This is a genomic window from Aeromonas sp. ZOR0001 (assembly GCF_000801015.1).
Taxonomy (GTDB): Bacteria; Pseudomonadota; Gammaproteobacteria; order Enterobacterales; family Aeromonadaceae; genus Aeromonas; species Aeromonas veronii.
Genome location: NZ_JRJY01000070.1, coordinates 15,852 through 37,839 on the forward strand (window position 1 = coordinate 15,852; position 21,988 = coordinate 37,839).

The 21,988-nt window shown below is 59.8% G+C and carries 17 protein-coding genes and 1 pseudogene; 8 read left to right on the forward strand and 10 right to left on the reverse strand.

Translation table 11 applies throughout. The features are described from left to right. The first annotated feature begins 68 nt into the window (after positions 1 to 68). Positions 69 to 1,076, forward strand: a complete 1,008-nt coding sequence (btuC, locus tag L972_RS08335; protein ID WP_047437491.1) for a vitamin B12 ABC transporter permease BtuC — start codon at positions 69 to 71, stop codon at positions 1,074 to 1,076. 65 nt (positions 1,077 to 1,141) lie between these two features. Beyond that, positions 1,142 to 1,939, forward strand: a complete 798-nt coding sequence (locus L972_RS08340; protein ID WP_047437691.1) for an ATP-binding cassette domain-containing protein — start codon at positions 1,142 to 1,144, stop codon at positions 1,937 to 1,939. 22 nt (positions 1,940 to 1,961) lie between these two features. On the opposite strand, the gene aac(6') is transcribed toward L972_RS08340, so the two are convergent. Both aac(6') and L972_RS08350 read right to left on the reverse strand, forming a co-directional pair. Beyond that, a complete protein-coding gene (gene aac(6'), locus L972_RS08345) occupies positions 1,962 to 2,420 on the reverse strand; it encodes an aminoglycoside 6'-N-acetyltransferase (RefSeq protein WP_047437493.1) in 459 nt (152 codons plus the stop codon). 6 nt (positions 2,421 to 2,426) lie between these two features. Next, positions 2,427 to 3,491 carry a 3-deoxy-7-phosphoheptulonate synthase gene (locus tag L972_RS08350; RefSeq protein WP_047437496.1) on the reverse strand — a complete coding sequence of 355 codons (1,065 nt, stop codon included), beginning with the start codon at positions 3,489 to 3,491 and terminating at the stop codon, positions 2,427 to 2,429. Positions 3,492 to 3,635: 144 nt separating this feature from the next. Between L972_RS08350 and L972_RS08355 the strand changes: the two genes are divergently transcribed. After that, positions 3,636 to 4,016, forward strand: coding sequence for a diacylglycerol kinase (locus L972_RS08355; RefSeq protein ID WP_005337641.1), 381 nt, complete (start codon positions 3,636 to 3,638; stop codon positions 4,014 to 4,016). An 81-nt stretch (positions 4,017 to 4,097) separates the two neighbouring features. Here the strand turns inward: L972_RS08355 and serA are convergent, their stop codons facing one another. From serA to L972_RS08380, 5 genes are all read right to left on the reverse strand, one after another. Then, a complete protein-coding gene (gene serA, locus L972_RS08360; protein WP_005337639.1) occupies positions 4,098 to 5,330 on the reverse strand; it encodes a phosphoglycerate dehydrogenase in 1,233 nt (410 codons plus the stop codon). Positions 5,331 to 5,654: 324 nt separating this feature from the next. Next, on the reverse strand, positions 5,655 to 6,308 hold the full coding sequence (gene rpiA / locus L972_RS08365; RefSeq protein WP_005353106.1) for a ribose-5-phosphate isomerase RpiA: 654 nt from the start codon (positions 6,306 to 6,308) through the stop codon (positions 5,655 to 5,657). Between the two features lie 161 nt (positions 6,309 to 6,469). Beyond that, positions 6,470 to 7,066 carry a 5-formyltetrahydrofolate cyclo-ligase gene (locus L972_RS08370; RefSeq protein WP_005337635.1) on the reverse strand — a complete coding sequence of 199 codons (597 nt, stop codon included), beginning with the start codon at positions 7,064 to 7,066 and terminating at the stop codon, positions 6,470 to 6,472. A gap of 213 nt (positions 7,067 to 7,279) precedes the next feature. Then, positions 7,280 to 8,614 carry a Na+/H+ antiporter NhaC family protein gene (locus L972_RS08375; RefSeq protein WP_047437501.1) on the reverse strand — a complete coding sequence of 445 codons (1,335 nt, stop codon included), beginning with the start codon at positions 8,612 to 8,614 and terminating at the stop codon, positions 7,280 to 7,282. A 428-nt stretch (positions 8,615 to 9,042) separates the two neighbouring features. Then, positions 9,043 to 10,023: an alpha/beta hydrolase gene (locus L972_RS08380; protein WP_047437504.1), complete on the reverse strand. Its 981-nt coding sequence runs from the start codon at positions 10,021 to 10,023 to the stop codon at positions 9,043 to 9,045. A gap of 273 nt (positions 10,024 to 10,296) precedes the next feature. Here L972_RS08380 and dapB point away from each other — a divergent pair, with 273 nt between their 5' ends. The 5 genes and pseudogenes from dapB to L972_RS08405 all read left to right on the forward strand — a co-directional run bounded on the left by dapB (position 10,297) and on the right by L972_RS08405 (position 19,127). Further along, entirely contained in the window at positions 10,297 to 11,109 is an 813-nt protein-coding gene (gene dapB / locus L972_RS08385) for a 4-hydroxy-tetrahydrodipicolinate reductase (protein WP_005347132.1), read from the forward strand. 669 nt (positions 11,110 to 11,778) lie between these two features. Beyond that, the gene (gene carA / locus L972_RS08390; RefSeq protein ID WP_047437507.1) at positions 11,779 to 12,915 is read left to right on the forward strand and encodes a glutamine-hydrolyzing carbamoyl-phosphate synthase small subunit; all 1,137 of its coding nucleotides are present in this window, start codon (positions 11,779 to 11,781) and stop codon (positions 12,913 to 12,915) included. A gap of 20 nt (positions 12,916 to 12,935) precedes the next feature. Further along, the gene (gene carB, locus L972_RS08395; RefSeq protein ID WP_047437509.1) at positions 12,936 to 16,160 is read left to right on the forward strand and encodes a carbamoyl-phosphate synthase large subunit; all 3,225 of its coding nucleotides are present in this window, start codon (positions 12,936 to 12,938) and stop codon (positions 16,158 to 16,160) included. Between the two features lie 301 nt (positions 16,161 to 16,461). Then, a complete protein-coding gene (locus L972_RS08400) occupies positions 16,462 to 17,613 on the forward strand; it encodes a DUF1615 domain-containing protein (protein WP_047437512.1) in 1,152 nt (383 codons plus the stop codon). Between the two features lie 129 nt (positions 17,614 to 17,742). Next, a pseudogene (locus tag L972_RS08405) lies at positions 17,743 to 19,127 on the forward strand (IS4 family transposase). A gap of 46 nt (positions 19,128 to 19,173) precedes the next feature. On the opposite strand, the gene L972_RS08410 reads toward L972_RS08405, so the two are convergent. The 3 genes from L972_RS08410 to L972_RS21835 form a co-directional block, all read right to left on the reverse strand. Then, positions 19,174 to 20,382, reverse strand: coding sequence for a cation:proton antiporter (locus L972_RS08410; protein WP_005359338.1), 1,209 nt, complete (start codon positions 20,380 to 20,382; stop codon positions 19,174 to 19,176). 33 nt (positions 20,383 to 20,415) lie between these two features. Further along, positions 20,416 to 21,519, reverse strand: coding sequence for a beta-N-acetylglucosaminidase domain-containing protein (locus L972_RS08415; protein ID WP_047437516.1), 1,104 nt, complete (start codon positions 21,517 to 21,519; stop codon positions 20,416 to 20,418). 43 nt (positions 21,520 to 21,562) lie between these two features. Continuing rightward, the coding region (locus L972_RS21835) for a transporter associated domain-containing protein (RefSeq protein ID WP_047437519.1) at positions 21,563 to 21,988 on the reverse strand (426 nt) is incomplete at its 5' end.

Below are 21,988 nucleotides of genomic sequence, written 5' to 3' on the forward strand. Positions count from 1 at the left end.
TTTTCCTGCTTCCCCCCGGCGCTGCGACCGGGCCGGGGATGAAGCCTTGTTATTGTCGGGGATCCTCCTTGTACCTCTCCCTTATCGCCCGTCAGCAGCGCTGGCAGCGGCGCTGGCTCTGTGGCCTGACGCTGCTGACCCTGCTGCTGTTTCTCTTCTCCCTCGTCTGGGGCGAGTTTGTGCTGCTGCCCTGGCAGCCCCTTGGCGATCTCGAACAGCGCATCCTGCTGGAGCTGCGCCTGCCGCGCGCCTTGCTGGCCCTCTTGGCTGGCGCCGCGCTTGCTTGTGGCGGCGCCGTGTTGCAGGTGATGCTGCACAACCCGGTGGCCGAACCCGGGTTGCTTGGCGTTTCAAGCGGGGCAGGCCTTGCCGCCATGGTGGCGATGGCGGTGGCCAAGTCCCTCGGCCTCTATCTGCCCGGCTGGGGGCTGTCGCTGGCGGCCTTCGGTGGCGCCTTGCTGGTGACCATGTTGCTCATTCGGCTGGCTCGCCGGGCGCGTCTCGGTCATGCCCGCTTGCTGCTGTTTGGCGTCGCCATCGGTATTCTCACCAATGCCGCCATGACCTGGTTGATGTACTTTGCCGACGATGGCTCCTTGCGTGAATTCATGTTCTGGATGATGGGGAGCTTCTCTTACGGCAGCCAGCAGTTTGCCTGGTGGTGGCTGGTGCTGCCGCTCACCCTGTGCTGGCTCTGCTGGCAGGGCAAGGCGCTGCAACAGTTGTTGTTGGGGGAGACCCAGGCCCGCCTGATGGGGATGGATGTCGACAAGATGCGGGTGCGGTTGGTGCTGGCGGTCTGTCTGCTAACCGGTGTGGCGGTGTCGTTGTGTGGTGTCATCGGTTTTGTCGGGTTGGTGGTGCCCCATCTGCTGCGGCTCTGTGGTGGCAGCGATCAGCGCTTTCTGCTGCCTGCCTCGGCGCTTGGCGGTGGGGCCCTGCTGCTGGCGGCCGATTTGGTTGCTCGATCCACCCTGAGCGCGGGGGAGTTGCCTATCGGCGTCATCACCGCCTCGGTGGGGGCGCCGCTCTTTATCTACCTGCTATTGAGGCAAACTGCCGATGGTGCTGCATGAATATCTGCATGATTTGGTCGGGGCGCGCAGTCTCCTTATTTACCCGTTGTTGAGGCAAGATGCTGATGTCACCCGCTGATCCCATGCCGGTTTCTTCTCGTGCTGCTGCGCCGCTGCTGGAGGCGCGCGCAATCGCCATTGCCGGACGGCTCTCTCCCCTAGATATCCGCTGGCATGGCGGCCAGTTGGTGGCGCTGCTTGGCCCCAATGGCAGTGGTAAGTCGACCCTGCTCGGGGCGCTGGCGGGGATTTTACCCGCCGATGGCACAGTGCTGCTGGGGGGGGAAGCGCTTACTGACATGAGTTGGCCCGAGCTTGCCAAACGGCGCGCCATGCTGCCCCAGCGTCAGCCCCAGCTGTTTCATATTCCGGTGTTTCAGGTGTTGAGCCTGGGGCTCGATGAGATGGTTGCACCTGCCAGACAGAACGAGGCGATAAATGCATTGTGCGAGGCACTGGAGCTGGAAGCCTTGCTGGCTCGTGACTTCAGCCGGTTGTCGGGGGGCGAACAGCAGCGAGTGCTGATTGCCCGCACCCTGCTGCAGGTGTGGCCGAGCCTCAATCCGACCGGCAAGGTGCTGCTGCTGGACGAGCCGCTGGCGGGGCTCGACCTGCATCACCAGCTGGCGCTGTTGCGGTTGCTGAAAACCTTGGCCGGGCAGGGCTTGCTGGTGGTGCTCGCCATCCACGATATCAATTTGGCCATCGACTGGGCCGACCGCATTCTCTGCCTGCAAGGGGGCGCGGTGGTGCGCGAAGGGGGTGTCGAGCTGGTGGATGAGGCGCTGCTGGCGCAGGTGTTCCAGATCCGCACCGACCGCATCGAAGCTGCGGGGCGCGTGTGGTTTATGCCCAGTTTGTGAGAAACAAGAAAGGCCCTTGGCGTCAGCCGAGGGCCTTTTTGAAGAATACGACTCGCTCTGTTTCGGCAAAGCCGAGTCGTTGGTGCATCTGCTGCGAGGCAAGATTGTCGATGGCGGCATCGGAGGCCAGTTCCCGGCAACCCAGCTCGCGGCCCCACTGCGCCACCTGAGCGATCAAGGCTTGGGCCACCCCACGCTGGCGCGAGGCCGGTTGCACATAGACCCCTTCCAGATACATCACAGGGCTGCTGTTGCAGCCATTCACGTAATCGTGGCGCAGGGCTGCATCGGCAAAGCCTACCGCCTGACTCTGTTCATCCAGCGCCAGAAAGGCGTTGAGATGTGCATTGGCCAACATCTCAACCCCTTCCTGCAGGTGGGCCGAAAGTGCGTGGTGCGGCCACAGCTGCTGGCGCAGGGTTGCCCACTGCGCCAGCAGCGTCTCGTCGAGGGGGACTATCTGCCAGCCGATATTCGTCATCGGGGCTCAGGCTTGCCGCTTGGCAAGGCGTACCAGTGCAGCCTCTGCCAGCATCGCCAGCAGGGTTTCGGTATCGTTCCATGACAGGCAGGCATCGGTGATGCTCTGGCCAAAGGTGGCGGCGCAGCCGTTCTCCACATCCTGACGCCCTTCCACCAGGAAGCTTTCGGCCATGATGCCGGCGATGCCGGTACGGCCGCGGCGCAGCTGATCGCAGATATCTTGCGCCACCAGCAGCTGACGACGGTGATCCTTCATGCTGTTGCCGTGGCTGAAATCGACCACCAGACGCTCCGGCAGGCCCACATCGGCCAACGCTTCACAGGCTTCATCGACACTGGCGGTGTCGTAGTTGGGTCGGTGGCCGCCACGCAGGATCACATGACCAAAGGGGTTACCAGCGGTGCGGTAGATGGTCATCTTGCCGTCTTTGTCCGGCGAATAGAAGATGTGGCTGTGACGGGCGGCGCGCACCGCATCGATGGCGATGCGGGTATTGCCGTCGGTGCCGTTTTTGAAGCCGACCGGGCAGGAGAGAGCCGAAGCCATCTCGCGGTGTACCTGGGATTCGGTGGTACGTGCGCCGATGGCGCCCCAGGTGATGAGGTCGGCAATATACTGGCCGGTCACCATATCGAGGAATTCGGTGGCGGTTGGCATGCCGAGCTCATTGATATCGACCAGTAATTTGCGCGCCAGTTTCAGCCCTTCGTTGACGTCGAAGCTGCCATCGAGGCGCGGATCGTTGATCAGCCCTTTCCAGCCAACGATGGTGCGCGGCTTCTCGAAATAGGTGCGCATCACGATGCAGAGGCTCTCTTTATACTGCTCGCGCAGGGCGTTGAGGCGCTGGGCATACTCGCGAGCAGCAGCGGGATCATGGATAGAGCAGGGGCCGACAATGACCAGCAGGCGCTGATCGTCTCCGGCCAGAATGGCTTCCACTTCGCGACGGGCATCCAGCAGATTCTGGGCAATGGTATCGGTGATCGGAAACGCGTGTGCAAGCTCGCTCGGAGTGATCAGTGACTCCAGGCGACGGGTGCGCAATTCATCTGTGTGAATGGACATACAACTCAAGTCTCGAGTGGGTGGTGTCAGCCGCAAGGGGCGAAAAAGCAAAGGGATAAAATAAAGCAAAAGTCCCCTGATTGAAACCTTGAGGGGCTCTGATAGGATGTGAGGCCAAAATCGATTCCAAATGAGGTAGTTAGCGTGGCAAAGCCAGGGGCAACCGGGGTCACCCGCATCATCAACGCAACCGGTTACAGCATGAAGGGGCTCAAGTCAGCCTGGATTAACGAGGCGGCGTTTCGGCAGGAGCTGATGCTGATCCTGTTGCTGATGCCGCTGGCCTTCTGGCTGGGGGATTCTCTCAACCAGATCCTGCTGCTTATCGTCATCAGCTGGCTGGTGGTGATTGTCGAGATCCTCAACTCTGCCATTGAAGCTGTGGTAGACAGGGTTGGCTCCGAGCATCATGAGCTCTCCGGTCGCGCCAAGGATTTGGGCTCCGCCGCCGTCTTTATCGCGCTGGCCCTCAATGCCCTGGTGTGGGGCGCGCTGGTGGGCCGCAACCTGTTGGGGTGGTGGTAAGCCATCACGCTGCTTTGAGGTTCTGCTTCATACAAAAGCCCGTCATCACGACGGGCTTTTTGCTGCGCAGATAAGGGTCTATCAGTGGAGGATGCGGGCACGGATGGTGCCGTTGATCTCCTTGAGCTTGGCGAGCGCCTTCTCGCTGTGTTCGGTCTCCACGTCGATCACCACGTAACCGATATGGCTGCTGGTTTGCAGGTATTGACCGGCGATGTTGATCCCCTCTTCGGCGAAGATCTGGTTGATCTGGTTCATCACACCCGGCTGGTTGCGGTGAATGTGCAGCAGGCGGCTGGAGCCCTTGTGGCCCGGCAGCGACACTTCCGGGAAGTTGACGGCGGAGAGGGTGGAGCCATTGTCGGAGTATTTGACCAGCTTGTTGGCTACTTCCAGCCCGATGTTCTCCTGCGCCTCATGGGTGGTGCCACCGATGTGCGGGGTCAGGATGACGTTCTCCAGCCCACGCAGCGGGCTTTGGAACTCTTCGTCATTGGACTTGGGCTCGACCGGGAAGACGTCGATGGCGGCACCGGCGATATGGCCGCTCTTGATGACGTCAGCCAGCGCATCGATATCCACCACGGTACCGCGGGCGGCGTTGATGAAGATGGCGCCCGGTTTCATCATCCGCAGCTGCTCGGCTCCGATCATGTTCTTGGTGGAGGCGGTCTCCGGCACGTGCAGGCTGATGACGTCAGACATATTGAGCAGCTCGACCATGCTCGGCACCTGAATGGCGTTACCCAGCGAGAGCTTGTTCTCGATATCGTAGTAATAAACCTTCATGCCGATGCTTTCGGCGATGATGCCAAGCTGGGTACCGATGTGGCCGTAGCCGATGATGCCGAGCTTCTTGCCGCGCGCTTCCACCGAGCGGTTGGCCAGTTTTTCCCACACGCCGCGATGGCACTTGGCGTTTTTCTCGGGGATGCCGCGCAGCAGCAGCAGGATCTCGCCCAGAACCAGCTCGGCGACCGAACGGGTGTTGGAGAAGGGGGCGTTGAAGACCGGAATACCGCGGATCTGGGCCGCTTCCAGCTCGACCTGGTTGGTACCGATGCAGAAGCAGCCGATAGCGACCAGCTTGTTGGCGGCGTCGAGGACTTTCTCGGTGATCTGGGTGCGGGAGCGCAGCCCGATGAAATGGACGTCGCGGATCTGCTCGATCAGCTCCTCTTCGGAGAGCGAGGTCTTGAGATACTCCACACTGGTGTAACCTGCGGCACGAAAGGTCTCTACGGTGTTGGGGTGAACCCCCTCCAGCAGCAGAACCTTGATTTTATCCTTGTCCAACGAAAACTTGGCAGTCATGACGATCCCTCTGTATGTGCAAACGTAAGTGCAGATTTGGTGTGCGAAGAAAACCGTAAAGTAGCAAAAACGTTTGGGAGAGGGAATATTTGTGACGAAAGTCAAATTCTTTGAAGTTATCAACGAATGTTGTAAACATCCGTATGCAACTTGTTGAGGGATAAATAAAAACGGCGCCATCAGGCGCCGTCATTTATTCACAGTGCAATGTTTGGGTCATATCCCATCCCGGGGCTCAATCAACGCCGCTGCTGCGTCAGAGGTTGCAGAGTGGCGCTGGCGAGGGAGGGAGGATGCCGCTGCACTGTGCTACCGGTGTCGGGATTACTGGGTAATCACGCCGTCCGGCGTACCGATCAGGACAACATCGGCGCCGCGGGCGGCGAACAGGCCGTTGGTGACCACGCCAACAATGGCGTTCAGTCGCACTTCCAGCGCCTTGGCGTCGGTAATGGCCATGCCTTTTACATCCAGAATGTGGTTGCCGTTGTCGGTGACCACGCCTTCACGCCACACCGGGTTGCCACCCAGTTTGCGGATTTCACGGGCCACGTATTCGCGGGCCATCGGGATCACTTCCACCGGCAGCGGGAACTGGCCCAGCACGTCGACGGTTTTGGTGTTGTCGATGATGCAGATGAACTTGTCAGCGACGGCGGCAACGATCTTCTCGCGGGTCAGGGCTGCGCCACCGCCCTTGATCATGTCGCGGGTTGCGTTGATCTCGTCGGCGCCATCCACATAGACGGAGAGGGCGTCGATCTCGTTGAGATCATATACGGTGATGCCGAAGCCCTTGAGGCGCTCGGTAGAGGCCACGGAGCTGGATACCGCCCCCTTGATCTCGTCCTTCATGGTCGCCAGCGCGTCGATAAAGTGGTTGACGGTAGAGCCGGTGCCCACCCCGACGATGGTGCCGGGAACCACATACTTGAGCGCAGCCCAACCGGCCGCCTTCTTCATTTCATCTTGAGTCATGATCGTTCCTTAAGAAAAAAGCGGGCGCATTATATCCAACCCGGTACCCCGTCGCGACCTTGTTGCTCACGTTCCGGGGCAAAAAGAGGGACTTTGTAAATCGTTTGCCTGTTTATTCTGCGTTTGCGCGCACAAAGCAGGGGCTGCCTGCCAAAAACAGCCTATTCAAAGCGCCAGCAGTGGCTTGGGGTGATGATCTGGGGCAGCGGCACATCCCACTCCTCTTGCGGGACGGCATCTACCTGCTGGCAGTCGTGGGCAATGCCGAGTGGCTTGGGCCCCAGCTTGTGCTCATGCCAGATGGCGAGAGTGCGATCGTAGTAGCCGCCCCCCATGCCAAGACGATTGCCCTGGGCATCGAAGGCGACCAGCGGGGTGCAGATAAGATCGAGGGTGCTGTGGGGCACCACCTGCAGGATATCCAGCTCCGGCTCTTCGATGCCGTAGCGGTTGCGCACCATGGGGCTGGTGGCGGTATAGCGCAAAAAGAGCAGGTGACCCGGGGTAAAGGGGTGGAGCACCGGCAGGTAGACCTCTTTGTGCTGGGCCCACAGCCAATGGATGGTGGGCAAGGGGTTGATCTCCCCATCATTGGCCAGATAGAGGGCAATGCGTTTGGCGGCGAGGATCTCGGGGTGTTGCTTGAACTGGGCCAGCAGCTGTTGGGCCGCCGCCTGCTGCTCGGCCGGACTCAGATTTTTGCGGCGTTGACGAACCAGTTGGCGCAGGGATTGACGTTCGGGTTGGGACTCATGCATGGGGAACCTCTGGTATAGCTGCGCATCGATGGCTTGAACGCGCTCTACCTTAGCACATTCACTCTTGACGTTAAGGGGTGACAGGGGAACTCCCGCCCCGGACGGCTGATGCCCGGGACGGTGGGGTAAATGCTGACGGATCCGATAGTGAGTCAACAAGGGCCAGGGTGTGGCCCCAGTTGATGGCATGTCGGCGCGCCAGCGTCTGGTCTGTTACTTGTCAGCTTTGCCGCGCATCTGGTGCTTCACGAACACGGCAATGAGTGCCGCTACCGCGAGTGCCATCGGGTAGAAACTCATGCTCACCACTGCCAACGGCGACAGGGCGAAGATGGATCCCAGCAGCAGCGCCTGTGCGCCCCAGGGGATCAGACCCTGTACCACGCAGGAGAAAATATCGAGCATGGAAGCGGCTCGGCGCGGGGTGACACCGTGGTGCTCGGCCAGATCCCGGGCTACCTTGCTGGCGACGATAATAGCCACCGTGTTGTTGGCGGTGCACAGGTTGGTGAGGCTCACCACCCCGGCGATGCCGAGCTCGGCGGCTTTCTCGTTCTGTTCACCGTTGTGCTCGCGAGTGAAACGGGCAATCAGGGCGCTGATGCGCTCACTGATCCAGGCCAGACCACCCTGACGCTCCATCAGGGTGCCGAGGCCGCCGATCAGCATGGAGAGCAGGAAGATCTCCTGCATGCCGGTAAAGCCCTGATAGATATCCTTGCTGAACTGACCGATGGCGTAGCCGTTGATCATGCCCACCACTCCGGCGGCCAGAATGCCGATCCCCAGCACCACAAACACATTCACTCCGGCGAGCGCCAGCCCCAGGATCAGCAGATAAGGCATCACCTTGAACAGTTCGATGGCGCTGCCACTGGCAGGGGATTCACCCACTGACCCCAGGGTCAGATAGAGCAGGATCACCGCGATGGCAGCGGGGGCCGCAATCTTGAAGTTCTCGCGGAACTTGTCCTTCATCTCGCACCCCTGACTGCGGGTGGCCGCTATGGTGGTGTCGGAGATGATGGAGAGGTTATCGCCAAACATGGCGCCGGAGAGAATGGTGCCTGCCATCAGTACCGGATCGATACCGGCCGCCTGCGCCACGCCCAGCGCGACCGGCGCCACGGCACCTATGGTGCCCATGGAGGTGCCCATAGCGGTAGCAATAAAGGCAGAGATGAGGAACAGCCCGGGCAACAGCGCCCAGCCAGGGATGAGGGAGAGACCCAGCGCCACAGTAGCATCAACCCCGCCGGTGGCCTTGGCCACGCTGGCAAAGGCGCCCGCCAGCAGATAGATAAGGCACATCGCCATGATATTGCTGTGGCCAACCCCCTTGAAGAAGGTCTCCAGATTGCTGTTGAAGCTCTCTTTGCCAAGCAGCAGGGCCAGCATCACCGCAGGCAGGGCTGCAACCGGAGCGGGCAGCTGATAGAAGGCGAATTCGACCCCCTGCAGGGTCAGCCAGGTACCGGTACCGATAAAGAGTGCGAGAAAAACCAGAAGTGGCAACAAGGCCCTGGCACTGGGTTGAGTCTGGATCATGTGTTCCTCTGAAATTGAACAATGACCTCCTGTCATAAACTGCTTTGTACCTGTATCGGATAGGGATAGGGGGAAAACAGGGCGGGCATCCTGCCGCATTGGGGTGCCCACAGTAGTGAGTCAACCTCGCTTGGTCAAGATAGACGTCCAGATGGATAGGTGTTTTTGTTTTATGATTCTGGTGTTGTTGAGATATCCAAAGAATATTCGGAAAAAGAAGTTTGCGCTGGTTATTGTTCATTGCTGTTCTGGCGCAGTCCGCGGGTATCGCGTGCCTTTAATAAGGAAAGAGGTAAACGATAAGATCTCTGCATGCCATCTTGGGGATTTCTCCCGCTGCCAAACGTCAGCCGCACCTCTCTCTATCTCTACGTGAGCATGGTGCGGGTATTTCCAGAACGCGTGGACACAAGACCTGGGCTGTGTGGTTACTGTGTCAGTTTCTCCACCGCCTGAACGGCTGTCGCGAGAGCATCCTGTTCCAGCGTCAGCGGAATGTGGCCAATTCCGGGCAGCAGGGTGACAGGCCAGGAGATGCCGAGATGTCTTAACTCAGGTTCAAGTTGATCTGTTTGGAAGGCTTCGTCATTTGCACCCGCGATCACGGCGCAGGGGAGTTGCACATTGCGCAAATTCTGCTGATAGTCGCGCTCTGGCTGAAAGTTAGAGGCAAGGTTGAAGGAGTAGGATGGGGTCAGCAGGGGTTTCGCCTCATCATTAAGGGCAAAGTTCAGCACGGTCAGATGGTTGAGTGCGGAAATATGGAAACCGTTGAGGATGCTCAGGGCGATGAGGCGAGGCAAGCCGACACGCACCCAGCCACCGCTGTTGGGCCGGTAGTTGGCGGCGGTGGGGCCAAGATAGGGGGAGAGCAGCAGATAGCTCTCGAACAGAGTTTGTCGCGTGCTGCCAGCAACACGCAGCACAAAGCCACCCCCTGACGAGAAGCCGGCGAGTGTTGCAGGCTTGCCGGGGGCTACCGACTTGATGAAATCTTCCAGATCGTCTTCAAGCTGGCCGATGTAGGCAATGGTGCCTTTGTCGCCCGATGCGCCATGGCCGCGAATATCGAGGGCGTAGGCGTCGTATCCCGCTTGCGAAAAGGCGCTCGCCATCTTGTGCATGCTCTGGCTGCTGGCAGAAGAGCCATGAACCAGTACCACGCTGCCCTTGACCTTGTTGTTCTCTGCGTGCTCCTTTGCGCCATAGTGCCGATAGGCCAACTGTGTGCCGTCACGCGCCGGGTATCTTGAGAGAGGTGGCATGCTGCTCCAGTCACTCCCCTTGAAAGGGTCGGTGATGCTGGCCATCGCCGGTGCCGGACTCGGCCCGCCAAACAGCAGAGCCGCGGCCAGCATGACCAGGGTCAGTGATATCAACCCCACAGCAAACAGCAATCCTGCGCTCATCCTTGCACCTCATTTGATATCGACACGGGCGTTGCCCTGATTTTGCTTATGCTGGCATTTCACTCGTTCGAACCTATCAGATGGCACACGGTCTGCCAAATGATGGTGTGAAACGATGAAAAGCGGCCTGTAACCAAAAGGAAGTTCTTGGCCAGCCAGTGGGCCCTGCTGTTGGCGAGCGCAGCAAGGCGTGGTGGCATCATGGCTTTTCAAACCCGGCGCGGGCTGGTAAAACGGTCTCTTTCCATAATTAAAAGAGATGAGAGGGTGGAGATGGACAATCCGATCCGTGTGGCCGTGATGGGCTGTAATGGTCGTATGGGCAAGGTGCTGCTGGAGGCCATCACCAACACCGATGGCGTGGTGGTCGGGGCTGCGCTGGAGCGGCCGGGCTCGGCGGTGATCGGCCTCGATGCCGGTGAGCTCAATGGGCTGGGCCATCTGGGTGTGGCCATCAGCGATAGTCTGGACAAGGTGCGCGATGAGTTTGATCTCATCATCGACTTCACCCGCCCCGAGGTGACCCTTGCCAATCTGGCCTTTGCGCTGGCCCACCACAAGCAGATGGTGATCGGCACCACCGGTTTTGACGATGCAGGCAAGGCTGCTCTGAAAGAGGCTGGCAAGCAGATCGGCATCGTGTTCGCCTCCAACTACTCGGTCGGGGTCAATCTGGTGTTCAAGCTGCTGGAGCAGGCCGCCAAGGTGATGGGCGACTACACCGACATCGAGATCATCGAAGGGCACCATCGCCACAAGGTGGATGCGCCGTCCGGTACCGCACTCTCCATGGGCGAAGTGGTCGCCAAAACGCTGGGTCGGGATCTCAAGGAGTGCGCCGTCTATGGTCGCGAGGGGATCACTGGCGAGCGGGATCGCAACACTATCGGCTTTGCCACCATTCGCGCCGGCGATCTGGTGGGGGAGCATACCGTCATGTTTGCCGATATCGGTGAGCGGGTGGAGATCAGCCACAAAGCTTCAAGTCGCCTGACTTTCGCCAACGGTGCTGTGCGGGCGGGCAAGTGGCTTGGTCAGCAGGGTGCAGGCCTTTATGACATGCAGGATGTGCTCAATCTCAAGTGATGCATCTGAGCGGCACTTTCGTATTACTGCTACCCAGTGAAAAACCCCGGCTTGCCGGGGTTTTTGCTGTCAGTTAGTCAGAGTTTGTATAAAAAGACACACTGCCTGCAATTTTTAACTGAACTCCTTATAAATCACACCATTGCGTTATCCGCCAGATTTTTCCTTCCTGAATGTCATCACCAGGTAACAGATTTGAGCATCTTTATGGCTGATGAAGCCATTTTTTTACACCGGAAAGAAAAGACTAAAAATTCAAACACGGAAAAACGTTTTCCATTTTTCATGTTCACTCTTGTCATCGTAAAAGCGTTAAATTTGTCATTAATGTTTTTTGTGTAAAAATAAAAGCCATTGTTTTAATTGGTTTTTTTGTTTGTTTTTGTCGTTATTGCTGGCTTGGTAGCATCTTTTGATGGTGGTTTTTCCTTTTCTTTCGCGGGAGGGGGTTGCAAAGCGATTAAGTGCATAGATAATGGGTAATGTTGCTTTTTTATTGAATTTAGATGCATTTCATCTGAGAAAAGACGTTGAAATGCCACTTTTTTTAAGTAGAATGCGCCCAATTTGCCAGAAATCTGCCGGGTTCGAGTCCTGTCCAAGACCGGAACCGAGCCCGCAACACCCAGGTAAATTGCTGAATTTAAAGCTAAATAACTGGAGGTTGTCTTGAATCACACTGCATTGCTAGTGCTGGAAGATGGAACTGTGTTCAAAGGCGTGTCGATAGGCGCCGAGGGATGTTCCGTTGGTGAAGTGGTTTTCAATACGTCGATGACGGGCTATCAGGAAATCCTCACCGATCCCTCTTATTCCCGTCAGATAGTCACCCTCACTTACCCCCATATAGGCAACACCGGCACCAACAGCGAAGATGAAGAGTCCAGTCAGATCCATGCTCAGGGATTGATCATCCGGGACCTTCCGATACTTGCCTCCAATTTCCGCAATCAGCAATCCCTCTCCGAATACCTCAAGTCTCACAACATCGTTGGCATCGCCGACATCGACACCCGTAAACTGACCCGCATCCTGCGCGAGAAAGGCGCTCAGGCTGGCTGCATTCTGGCCGGGAAACAGGTCGATGAAGCCTATGCTCTCGAACAGGCCCGTGCCTTCCCCGGTCTGAAGGGGATGGACTTGGCCAAAGAGGTGACGGTTGGTGAAGCGTACAACTGGACCGAAGGGAGCTGGCAGCTTGGCAAGGGGCATGTCACCCCGGATGCCGACCAGCTGAAATACCACGTGGTGGCCTATGACTTCGGCGTCAAGCGCAACATTCTGCGGATGCTGGTTGACCGTGGCTGCCGCCTGACCGTGGTACCGGCTAAGACCCCGGCCGCCGAGGTACTGGCGATGAACCCGGATGGCATCTTCCTCTCCAACGGCCCCGGCGACCCCGAGCCGTGCGACTACGCCATCGAGGCCATCAAGGCTTTCCTTAATACCAACACGCCGGTGTTCGGCATCTGTCTGGGTCACCAGCTGCTGGGTCTGGCCTCCGGTGCCAAGACCGTCAAGATGAAGTTTGGCCACCACGGCGCCAACCATCCGGTGAAGAGCCTCGATAACAACACCGTCATGATCACCGCCCAGAACCACGGCTTTGCGGTAGACGAGAACAGCCTGCCGGATTGCCTGCGCGCCACCCACGTCTCCCTGTTCGATGGTTCCCTGCAAGGTATCCATCGCACCGACCGTCCGGCCTTCAGCTTCCAGGGGCACCCCGAAGCGAGCCCGGGCCCTCACGACTGTGCCGGTCTCTTTGACCACTTTATTGAATTGATTAAGCAGTATCGCGCCTAAGGAAAAGAGGAAAGAATTTCATGCCAAAACGTAATGACCTTCAGAGCATCCTGATCCTCGGCGCCGGCCCCATCGTCATCGGCCAGGCCTGCGAATTTGACTACTCCGGCGCCCAGGCGTGCAAAGCCCTGCGCGAGGAGGGCTACCGCGTCATTCTGGTCAACTCCAACCCGGCCACCATCATGACCGACCCGGAGATGGCTGACGCCACCTACATCGAGCCCATCACTTGGGAAGTGGTGCGCGAAATCATCAAGAAAGAGCGCCCGGACGCCATCCTGCCTACCATGGGTGGCCAGACTGCGCTCAACTGCGCACTGGCGCTGGAGAAGCATGGCGTGCTGGCCGAGTTCGGTGTCGAGATGATCGGTGCCACCGCCGACGCCATCGACAAGGCCGAAGACCGCTCCCGTTTTGACAAGGCGATGCGCAGCATTGGCCTCGAGTGCCCGCGTGCCGGCATCGCCCACAATATGGAAGAGGCGTGGGGCGTGCAGCAGATGGTCGGCTTCCCCTGCATCATCCGTCCCTCCTTTACCATGGGCGGCTCCGGTGGCGGCATCGCCTACAACACCGAAGAGTTCGTCGAGATCTGCGAGCGCGGTCTGGACTTGTCGCCGACCAAAGAGCTGCTCATCGATGAGTCGCTGATCGGCTGGAAAGAGTACGAGATGGAAGTTGTGCGGGATCGCAACGACAACTGCATCATCGTCTGCGCCATCGAAAACTTCGACCCCATGGGTATCCACACCGGTGACTCCATCACGGTCGCGCCAGCCCAGACGCTGACCGACAAGGAGTACCAGCTGATGCGCAACGCCTCCATGGCGGTACTGCGCGAGATCGGCGTCGAGACCGGCGGCTCCAACGTCCAGTTCGGTATCAACCCGAAAGATGGTCGCATGGTCATCATCGAGATGAACCCGCGGGTGTCGCGCTCCTCTGCGCTGGCCTCCAAGGCGACCGGTTTCCCCATCGCCAAGATCGCCGCCAAGCTCGCCATCGGTTACACCCTCGATGAGCTGATGAACGACATCACCGGCGGCCGTACTCCGGCCTCCTTCGAGCCGGCCATCGACTACGTGGTCACCAAGGTGCCGCGCTTCAACTTCGAAAAATTCGCCGGTGCCAACGACCGTCTGACGACCCAGATGAAGTCGGTCGGTGAAGTGATGGCCATCGGCCGCAACTTCCAGGAGTCCCTGCACAAGGCGCTGCGCAGCCTCGAAACTGGCAAAACCGGCTTCGACCCCATGGTTGACCTCAATGCCCCGGACTCCCTGACCCGCATCCGTCACGAGCTGCAGGACGCCGGTAGCGACCGTATCTTCTACATCGCCGATGCGTTCCGCGCCGGTCTCTCCATGGATGGCATCTTCAAGCTGACCAAGATTGACCCCTGGTTCCTGGTACAGATTGAAGACCTGGTGAAACAGGAAGAAGAGGTGAAAGAGCGCGGCATGGCCGGTCTCGATGCCGACTTCCTGCGCGCCCTCAAGCGCAAAGGCTTTGCCGATGCCCGTCTGGCCAAGATCCTCGGTGTGGCCGAAGGGGAAGTGCGCAAACTGCGCGCCCGCCACAACATCTTCCCGGTCTACAAGCGGGTCGATACCTGCGCCGCCGAGTTCGCCACCAACACCGCCTACATGTACTCCAGCTATGACGAGGAGTGCGAAGCGGCCCCGAGCAACCGCGACAAGATCATGATCATCGGCGGCGGCCCGAACCGTATCGGTCAGGGTATCGAGTTTGACTACTGCTGCGTGCACGCGGCGCTGGCCCTGCGCGAAGATGGTTACGAGACCATCATGGTCAACTGCAACCCGGAGACCGTCTCCACCGATTACGACACCTCGGATCGTCTCTACTTCGAGCCGGTGACTCTGGAAGATGTGCTGGAAATCGTGCGCATCGAAAAACCCAAGGGCGTGATTGTCCAGTACGGTGGCCAGACCCCGCTGAAACTGGCACGGGCATTGGAAGCCAACGGCGTACCGATCATCGGTACCAGCCCGGATGCCATCGACCGCGCCGAAGACCGCGAGCGCTTCCAGTCTGCCGTCGAGCGCCTCGGCCTCAAGCAGCCGGAAAACGGCACCGTCACCGCGCTGGAACAGGCCGTGCTGCTGGCCGAGCGCATTACCTACCCGCTGGTGGTTCGCCCCTCCTACGTGCTGGGTGGCCGCGCCATGGAAATCGTCTATGACGAGCAGGATCTGCGTCGCTACTTCGCCGAGGCGGTGAGCGTCTCCAACGAATCGCCGGTGCTGCTGGACCGCTTCCTGGACGATGCGACCGAGCTGGACGTGGATGCCATCTGCGACGGCACCGATGTAGTCATCGGCGGCATCATGGAGCACATCGAGCAGGCCGGTATCCACTCCGGTGACTCCGGTTGCTCCCTGCCTCCCTATACCTTGTCCAAGAAGATTCAGGACGAGATCCGCGAGCAGGTGCGCAAGCTGGCGCTGGAGCTCGGCGTTATCGGCCTGATGAACGTGCAGTTCGCGGTCAAGGGCGATGACATCTACCTCATCGAGGTGAACCCGCGTGCCGCCCGTACCGTGCCGTTTGTCTCCAAGGCGACCGGTGCTCCGCTGGCCAAGATTGCCGCCCGTGTGATGGCAGGTCAGTCGCTGCAAGAACAGGGCTTCACCAAAGAGATCATCCCACCCTACTACTCGGTGAAAGAGGTGGTACTGCCGTTCGCCAAGTTCCCGGGGGTTGACCCGCTGCTGGGGCCGGAGATGCGCTCTACCGGTGAGGTTATGGGGGTGGGCAGCAGCTTTGCCGAGGCCTATGCCAAGGCGCAGCTGGGTGCCAACCACGCCGTACCAAAAGAGGGTCGTGCCCTCTTGTCAGTGCGTCACAGCGACAAGGCGCAGGTGGTTGACTTGGCTGCCAAGTTGCTGGAGCTGGGCTACGAGCTGGATGCCACTCACGGCACAGCCGTCGCGCTGGGTGAGGCGAGCATCAACCCGCGCCTGGTCAACAAGGTGCATGAAGGTCGCCCGCACATTCTCGACCGCATCAAGAATGGCGAGTACACCTACATCGTCAACACCGCCGAAGGGCGGGTGGCGATCCAGGACTCCAAGCAGCTGCGTCGCGCCGCCTTGCAGAACAAGGTGGCGTATACCACCACCATGAATGAGGCGTTTGCCACCTGCATGGCCATCAGCGTGGATGCCACCGCCAACGTCAACTCGGTACAGGAGCTGCACCAGAAGGTGAAAAACCGCTAAGAGTTTGCAGCGGGCATCAGCCCGACTTGCCAGACGACCAACCCCCGCCAGCGATGGCGGGGGTTTCTTTTTATCTGTCGCTCACCGTTCGGTTCGGGCCGGGTGAATCCTTGAAGAAGGTCATGAGTTCCGTATCGCAGACAACGGATGGCGCGTGGGGTGGCAAAAGCTGGCAAGGGGAGGGGATGCTGCGAGCGCGGGTTTCAACTGCAGCAGGCAATCCTCTACAATGGCCCCACTTTGCTTGTCAGTGTAGTGCCAGCGGCGCTGCCTGTAGGGCCTACAAAAAATGGACATGCTTATGACCGCTTTGCCTTCCTGTCGTCTTCTTGCCTTCTGCTCTGCCTTGTTGCTGGCCGGTTGTGCCAGTGATCCCGCCTCCGCGCCCGCCAAAGAGGCGAGCGTGAGCAACCCCAAAACGCCGCCTGCCATGCAGCCGCGCAAACCGGCGGATATGAAGAGTCGCATCGTGCGCTTCTTGCCCCGTCAGGTGCCTGACAAACAGGGGTGGGCCAACGACGTGGTGACGGCGCTCACCACCCAGGGGGTGACGGTCAATGATCACAATGTCTGTAGCGTGCTGGCGGTGGCGGAGCAGGAAGCCACTTATCAGGCCGACCCCGTGGTGCCGGGCCTTGGCAAGATCGCCTGGAAAGAGATCAACTCACGGGCAGCCAAGCTGCTGATCCCCGAATTTATGGTGCGGGCCGCGCTCTCCATCAACTCGCCCACCGGCAAGAGCTACGCCGAGCGGATCGACAAGTTGCGTACCGAGCGGGAGATGAGTGAAATCTTCGAAGACATGATCAGCATGCTGCCGATGGGCAAGACGCTGTTTGGCAACCTCAACCCGGTGCATACCGGCGGCCCGATGCAGGTGAGCATCGCCTTTGCCGAGGCCAACGCCCGTGGCTACCCCTATCCAATCAAGGACTCCATTCGCCACGAAGTCTTTACCCGTCGCGGCGGCATCTGGTTTGGCACCAAACATATCTTCGGTTATCCCGCCGACTACCCGGATACCCTCTACCGCTTTGCCGATTTCAACGCTGGCTGGTACGCCAGTCGCAATGCCGCTTTTCAAGCTGCCGTCAGCCGTTTGAGTGGCAAAACTCTGGCCCTGGACGGGGATCTGATCCGCTATGACTCGGATCTGCCGGGCAATACCGAGCTTGCCGTCTACACCCTCGCCAACCGGGTCAATATGAGCAAACAGGCGATCCACCAGAGCCTGCGCAAAGGGGATACCGCCGAATTTGCCGAGACCGATCTCTACCATCGCATCTTTACCCTGGCCGACAAGCAAGCGGGCAAGCGACTGCCCCGCGCCATCCTGCCCGGCATACAGCTAAAGAGCCCAAAAATCACCCGCAACCTCACCACCGCCTGGTTTGCCAAGCGGGTGGATGACAGAGAACAACGCTGCGTGCGGCAAATGGCGACGATTCGGTAAGAAGCATCAAGGGCGGCCAATTGGCCTGTTTCTTATACAAAAATCCCCAGGCATCGCTTGGGATTTTTTTTGAACTTCTCTCCCATTCTGTGATCTGAACCTTTCATCGCTCTCTTCCCTGGTTCTAACATGCCCTTCACTCAACCGGCGCACTGGGCGCAGACACAGTTTGGTCACGCCAACCTTAACGACCCAAGACGCACCAGAAGGCTGGCTGCCCTCGCCACTGCCCTTGTTCACCAACCAGGAGAATGCGTGTCACACCTTCCCCTCTCACCTGCTGATATGGAAGGCGCATACCGCTTCATTCGCAGCCCACATGTCAGTGCCGAGGCCATTGCCAACGCCGGCTTTGCCGTCACCGCCGCTCATGCCAGAGACCATTCCCTCTTGTTGGCGCTGGAAGACACCACTGCCCTTACCTTCAATCATGCCAGCGTCAGAGACGAGTTGGGTCATACCAACCAGGGCTGCAGTCGCGCCCTGCAGGCTCATTCCGTGCTGCTGTTCGCGCCGCACGAGCGCAAGGTGGTGGACTTGACCGCCCAGCAAATCTGGACCCGCGATGTCAGCAAACGAGGACAGCGTGCCCACTACGCGACCCGCCCCTATCAGGAGAAAGAGAGCTACAAATGGGAGCAAACCGCCAAGACACTCGCCACACGGCTTGGCAGCACCATGGCCAACGTCATCTCGGTCTGTGACCGGGAAGCGGATATCTATGAATACCTGAACTACAAGCAGAAACATACCCAGCGCTTCGTGGTGCGCTCGATGCAAAGCCGCTGTATCAACGAGCACGACAACAGGCTCTACGACTATGCCAGGCAGTGCCAATCCGCGGGCACCCGGGTGGTCAAGATACCCCAGCGCGGTGGCAGAAAAGCCAGAGAGGCCGTGCTCGACATCAAGTTTGCCTGGGTCACCCTGAAGGCTCCGGCCAACAAGCGTAGCGAGCCTGATATCCCGCTCTACTACGTGGGATGCATCGAGCAGAGCGATGCCGATGACCGGCTGGAGTGGCACCTGCCGACCAGTGCAGCGGTGACCTGCGCCGGGCAGGCCAGCGAGATTATCGGCTACTACGAGCGGCGCTGGCTCATCGAGGATTACCACAAGGTCTGGAAGAGTGCAGGCACGCGGGTCGAGGCGTTGAAGATGCAGAGCCGGGAGAACCTGACGCGCATGAGCGTCATCCTAGCCTTTATCGCGGTACGGTTGCTGCAGTTGCGATTTATCAAAGAGGAGCCTGCCGCGCAGGGAGAGAGCTGCCAAGGGCTGCTGGGCACAAAGAGCTGGAAGCTGCTGTGGTTGAAGATGGAGAAGGGGGCGTTGCCAAATGAAGCCTGCGATATGGCGTGGGCGTACAAGAGCCTGGCGATACTGGGGGCTGGAAGGACACCAAGCGCACGGGGCGAGCCTCGATAGCGGTGTTATGGGAGGGCTGGTTTAGGTTACAGACCCTCCTTGAAGGCTATGAACTGGCGCTGTCTCTTGAGCATCAACAGTTGTGATCAAGAGACAGCCGCAAGGTGGCATTTTTAATGGGCGCAGGGTAGCTCAGCGAGGCTTGAAACGCTCGACCCAGGGGTTGGCGGTGAGGCCGTGCAGGATGACGCTCAATATGATGGTGCAGAGCACGGTGGCGATGATGGGGCGCTGGCCAATCAGGGAGGGCTCGTTTTGCAGCACCATCACCGCAAAGACGATGCTGGCAAGGCCCCGCGGCCCGAACCAGCCGATAAAGAGCTTGAGCTCGGGCTTGAGGCCGGTGCCGATGAGGCTCAGCCAAACCGGCACCATCCGCAGCAGGGTGAGGCTGGCAATGGCATAGAGCCAGTATTGCCAGTGCAGCAGCTCCGGCAGAATGGGCATAAGGGTCGCGCCAAACACCATCCAGATCACCACGGAGAGCAGGTCGCCGTAGCCTTCGCAGCTGTCCATATAGGCGTGCTTGTGCTCGCCGAGGCGGTGGCCGATAAAGAGGCCACCGACAAAGGCGGCGATAAAGCCGCTGCCCCCCAGAGTCTGGGCCAGCGCAAAGCAGAGCAGGGCCAGCCCCGGCATGGTGAGCTGGCGCCAGAGCGGCAGTTGCCAGCCGTTGAGATAGGAGATTTTCAGTAGCCGGATGGTGAGGCTGGTCAACACAAAAGCGACCAGCAGGCCAATGCCGATCTCCTCCAGCATCAGGGTGATGGCCAAGGTGGCGGTGCCTGCGTGCTGCTCGGTGGGGGCGATAAGGGCCAGCAGCAGAAGCAGCACAGGCACGCAGATGCCGTCGTTGAGGCCGCTCTCCTGATTGAGCCCTTCGCGCACCGGTGCAGGCACCGCGGGGTTGCTTACCACCGCCTTGCCGAGCGCTGCATCGGTGGGCGCGAGAATGGTGGAGAGGATGGCCATCTCCAGCAGTGGCAGGTCGGGGAAGATCCAGTGGCCAAACAGGGCACCACAGAGCAGGGTGAGGGGCAGGCCAATCAGCAGCAGCCGGATGGGGAGCTGGCGGTTGGCCAGCAATACCTGCCAGTTGGTGTTGGCGGCATCGTTGAATAGCACGATAACCAGCGTCAGCTCGGCCAGCAGCTTGATGCCGGCGCTGTCGATAGAGAGGGAGAGCAGCTCCAGCCCTCCCGGCCCCAGTAGCCAGCCGGTCAGCAGAAAGAGCAGGGGGCCGTTGACCAGTTTTGACTCGAAGCGCCCCGCGATCAGGCTGTAGACCAGCAAGAAGGCGGCGATCACCGCCAGATTCTGGTAAAGCAGGTGTGCATCCATACAACCTCCTTTCTGCCCCCCGCAGGGGGCGGTTTAGTCGGTCAGGCAGTCGGGGTCGAACACATACTCCCCGTCCAGCCAGCGCACGATTTCGTCGACGCAGGATTGGTCACGAAACGGCAGATAGCGCGCCTTGAGGGCGGCAATCTGCTCTGGGGTGAGCTGTGCCAGCCCCAGATCCTGAAACAGCGGCAGGTCGGCCTCGATCATCGCCGAGATCTGCGGGCCGCAGGTGGCGTTGAGGGCGGCATGCAGCGCCTTGTCGGGGTCGTATTGTTTGCCGAGCCGGTAGCTCATTGGCAGGGTGGCCAGCGGCAGGGCGGAGAGCGCCGCCTGCTTCATCGGGTTGACCGCATGGCCGGCGAGCAGATCCGCCAGCTCGGCAGGGCGATTCTCGAAGGCGCGCAGGTGCAGGTAGCTGCTCGCCTTGCTGCCATCGTTGACCGGGTAGTTGTCCCACAGAAACGGCTTGCGGCCGAGCAGTTCGGTCACCTGCTTGAGGTGTACCGCCGGATACTCGGTCGAGCAGACCTTGGGGCCGGTCCAGAAGATCTCGAAACGGCGATCGAGCTGCTCGCCAAGCTCCTCCAGATAGCGGGGAGGCATGGCGCCAAACACCTTCTCTAGCACCGGATCGGTCGAGTAGTAGCTGGGGCAGAAGATGAGGCGGGTCGCCTTGCTGTGGGCCGCGATGTCGTGGGCGATGGTGAGCTGGTGACGGGCCAGATCCGGGGTATCCCCCTTCATGTCGTCAAACAGCACAGCCAGAATGTCAGGCTGCAGCATCTCGTCGATGAGGCGCACTTTTTCGAGCAGCGCCGAGCGTTTGCGATCGTAGTCGTGATGAGCCCCCATGGGGCTCAAGCCCACCCCGAAGGCGAGCCCGTTGGCGCGGCACTGGCGCGCCAGCTCGGCGAGATCGGCCAGTTGCTGCTCGGGCCAGGGGAGGGCCCAGTGCTTGCGCAGATAGCCATCCTCTTTCGGGGCGTAGATATAGAAACCGTAGCCGTGGCGTGGCAGCCACTGGGCGTAGCGGGCGCGGGCCTGCCAGCTCCATCCCTTGCCAAAAAAGCCTTCAATCACCCCCAGATTGGAAGCGGGGGGCAGGGGGCCGGACAGCAAACTTTGATATGGCATAACACTCTCCCTTCTTGCTGGGGACTTGATACGGGACGGTCGGTCAGACCGGGTCCTCTTCCTGAAAGCGCACCCCGATCTTGCTCGGCACGCTCTCGTCCATTTCGGCCACGGTCCAGATCAGGCCCTGCCATTCGATGTTGTCACCGACCACCAGATTATCGCCCAACTGGCTGGCAATAAAATCACCCAGTGTCTGATCCGCCACCTCGCTCACATCCAGCCCGTAGAGAGGGGCGAGATCCACCAGCCGCGCGGCTGCTTCCAGCAGGAAGTCACCGAAGAAGCGGGGGCCGAGGTCCTGCTCCGGCGCCTGACTGAACAGTTGGCCGAGGGCGGGGAGATCACGTTCGTGACCGATGACGCAGAGGATGTCATCGGCCTGCAGGCAGGTACTGCCCGAGGGGTGGAGCAGCTCGCGGCCGCGAAACAGGGCGCAGATCCGGGTGCCGGCGGGCATCTGCAGATC

Excerpts from the sequence above, each read along its gene's own strand:
- L972_RS08340 (WP_047437691.1), top strand. The coding sequence starts at position 1,142 with ATGTCACCCGCTGATCCCATGCCGGTTTCTTCTCGTGCTGCTGCGCCG.
- L972_RS08350 (WP_047437496.1), bottom strand. The coding sequence starts at position 3,491 with ATGTCCATTCACACAGATGAATTGCGCACCCGTCGCCTGGAGTCACTG.
- serA (WP_005337639.1), bottom strand. The coding sequence starts at position 5,330 with ATGACTGCCAAGTTTTCGTTGGACAAGGATAAAATCAAGGTTCTGCTG.
- rpiA (WP_005353106.1), bottom strand. The coding sequence starts at position 6,308 with ATGACTCAAGATGAAATGAAGAAGGCGGCCGGTTGGGCTGCGCTCAAG.
- L972_RS08370 (WP_005337635.1), bottom strand. The coding sequence starts at position 7,066 with ATGCATGAGTCCCAACCCGAACGTCAATCCCTGCGCCAACTGGTTCGT.
- L972_RS08375 (WP_047437501.1), bottom strand. The coding sequence starts at position 8,614 with ATGATCCAGACTCAACCCAGTGCCAGGGCCTTGTTGCCACTTCTGGTT.
- L972_RS08380 (WP_047437504.1), bottom strand. The coding sequence starts at position 10,023 with ATGAGCGCAGGATTGCTGTTTGCTGTGGGGTTGATATCACTGACCCTG.
- dapB (WP_005347132.1), top strand. The coding sequence starts at position 10,297 with ATGGACAATCCGATCCGTGTGGCCGTGATGGGCTGTAATGGTCGTATG.
- carB (WP_047437509.1), top strand. The coding sequence starts at position 12,936 with ATGCCAAAACGTAATGACCTTCAGAGCATCCTGATCCTCGGCGCCGGC.
- L972_RS08400 (WP_047437512.1), top strand. The coding sequence starts at position 16,462 with ATGACCGCTTTGCCTTCCTGTCGTCTTCTTGCCTTCTGCTCTGCCTTG.
- L972_RS08410 (WP_005359338.1), bottom strand. The coding sequence starts at position 20,382 with ATGGATGCACACCTGCTTTACCAGAATCTGGCGGTGATCGCCGCCTTC.
- L972_RS08415 (WP_047437516.1), bottom strand. The coding sequence starts at position 21,519 with ATGCCATATCAAAGTTTGCTGTCCGGCCCCCTGCCCCCCGCTTCCAAT.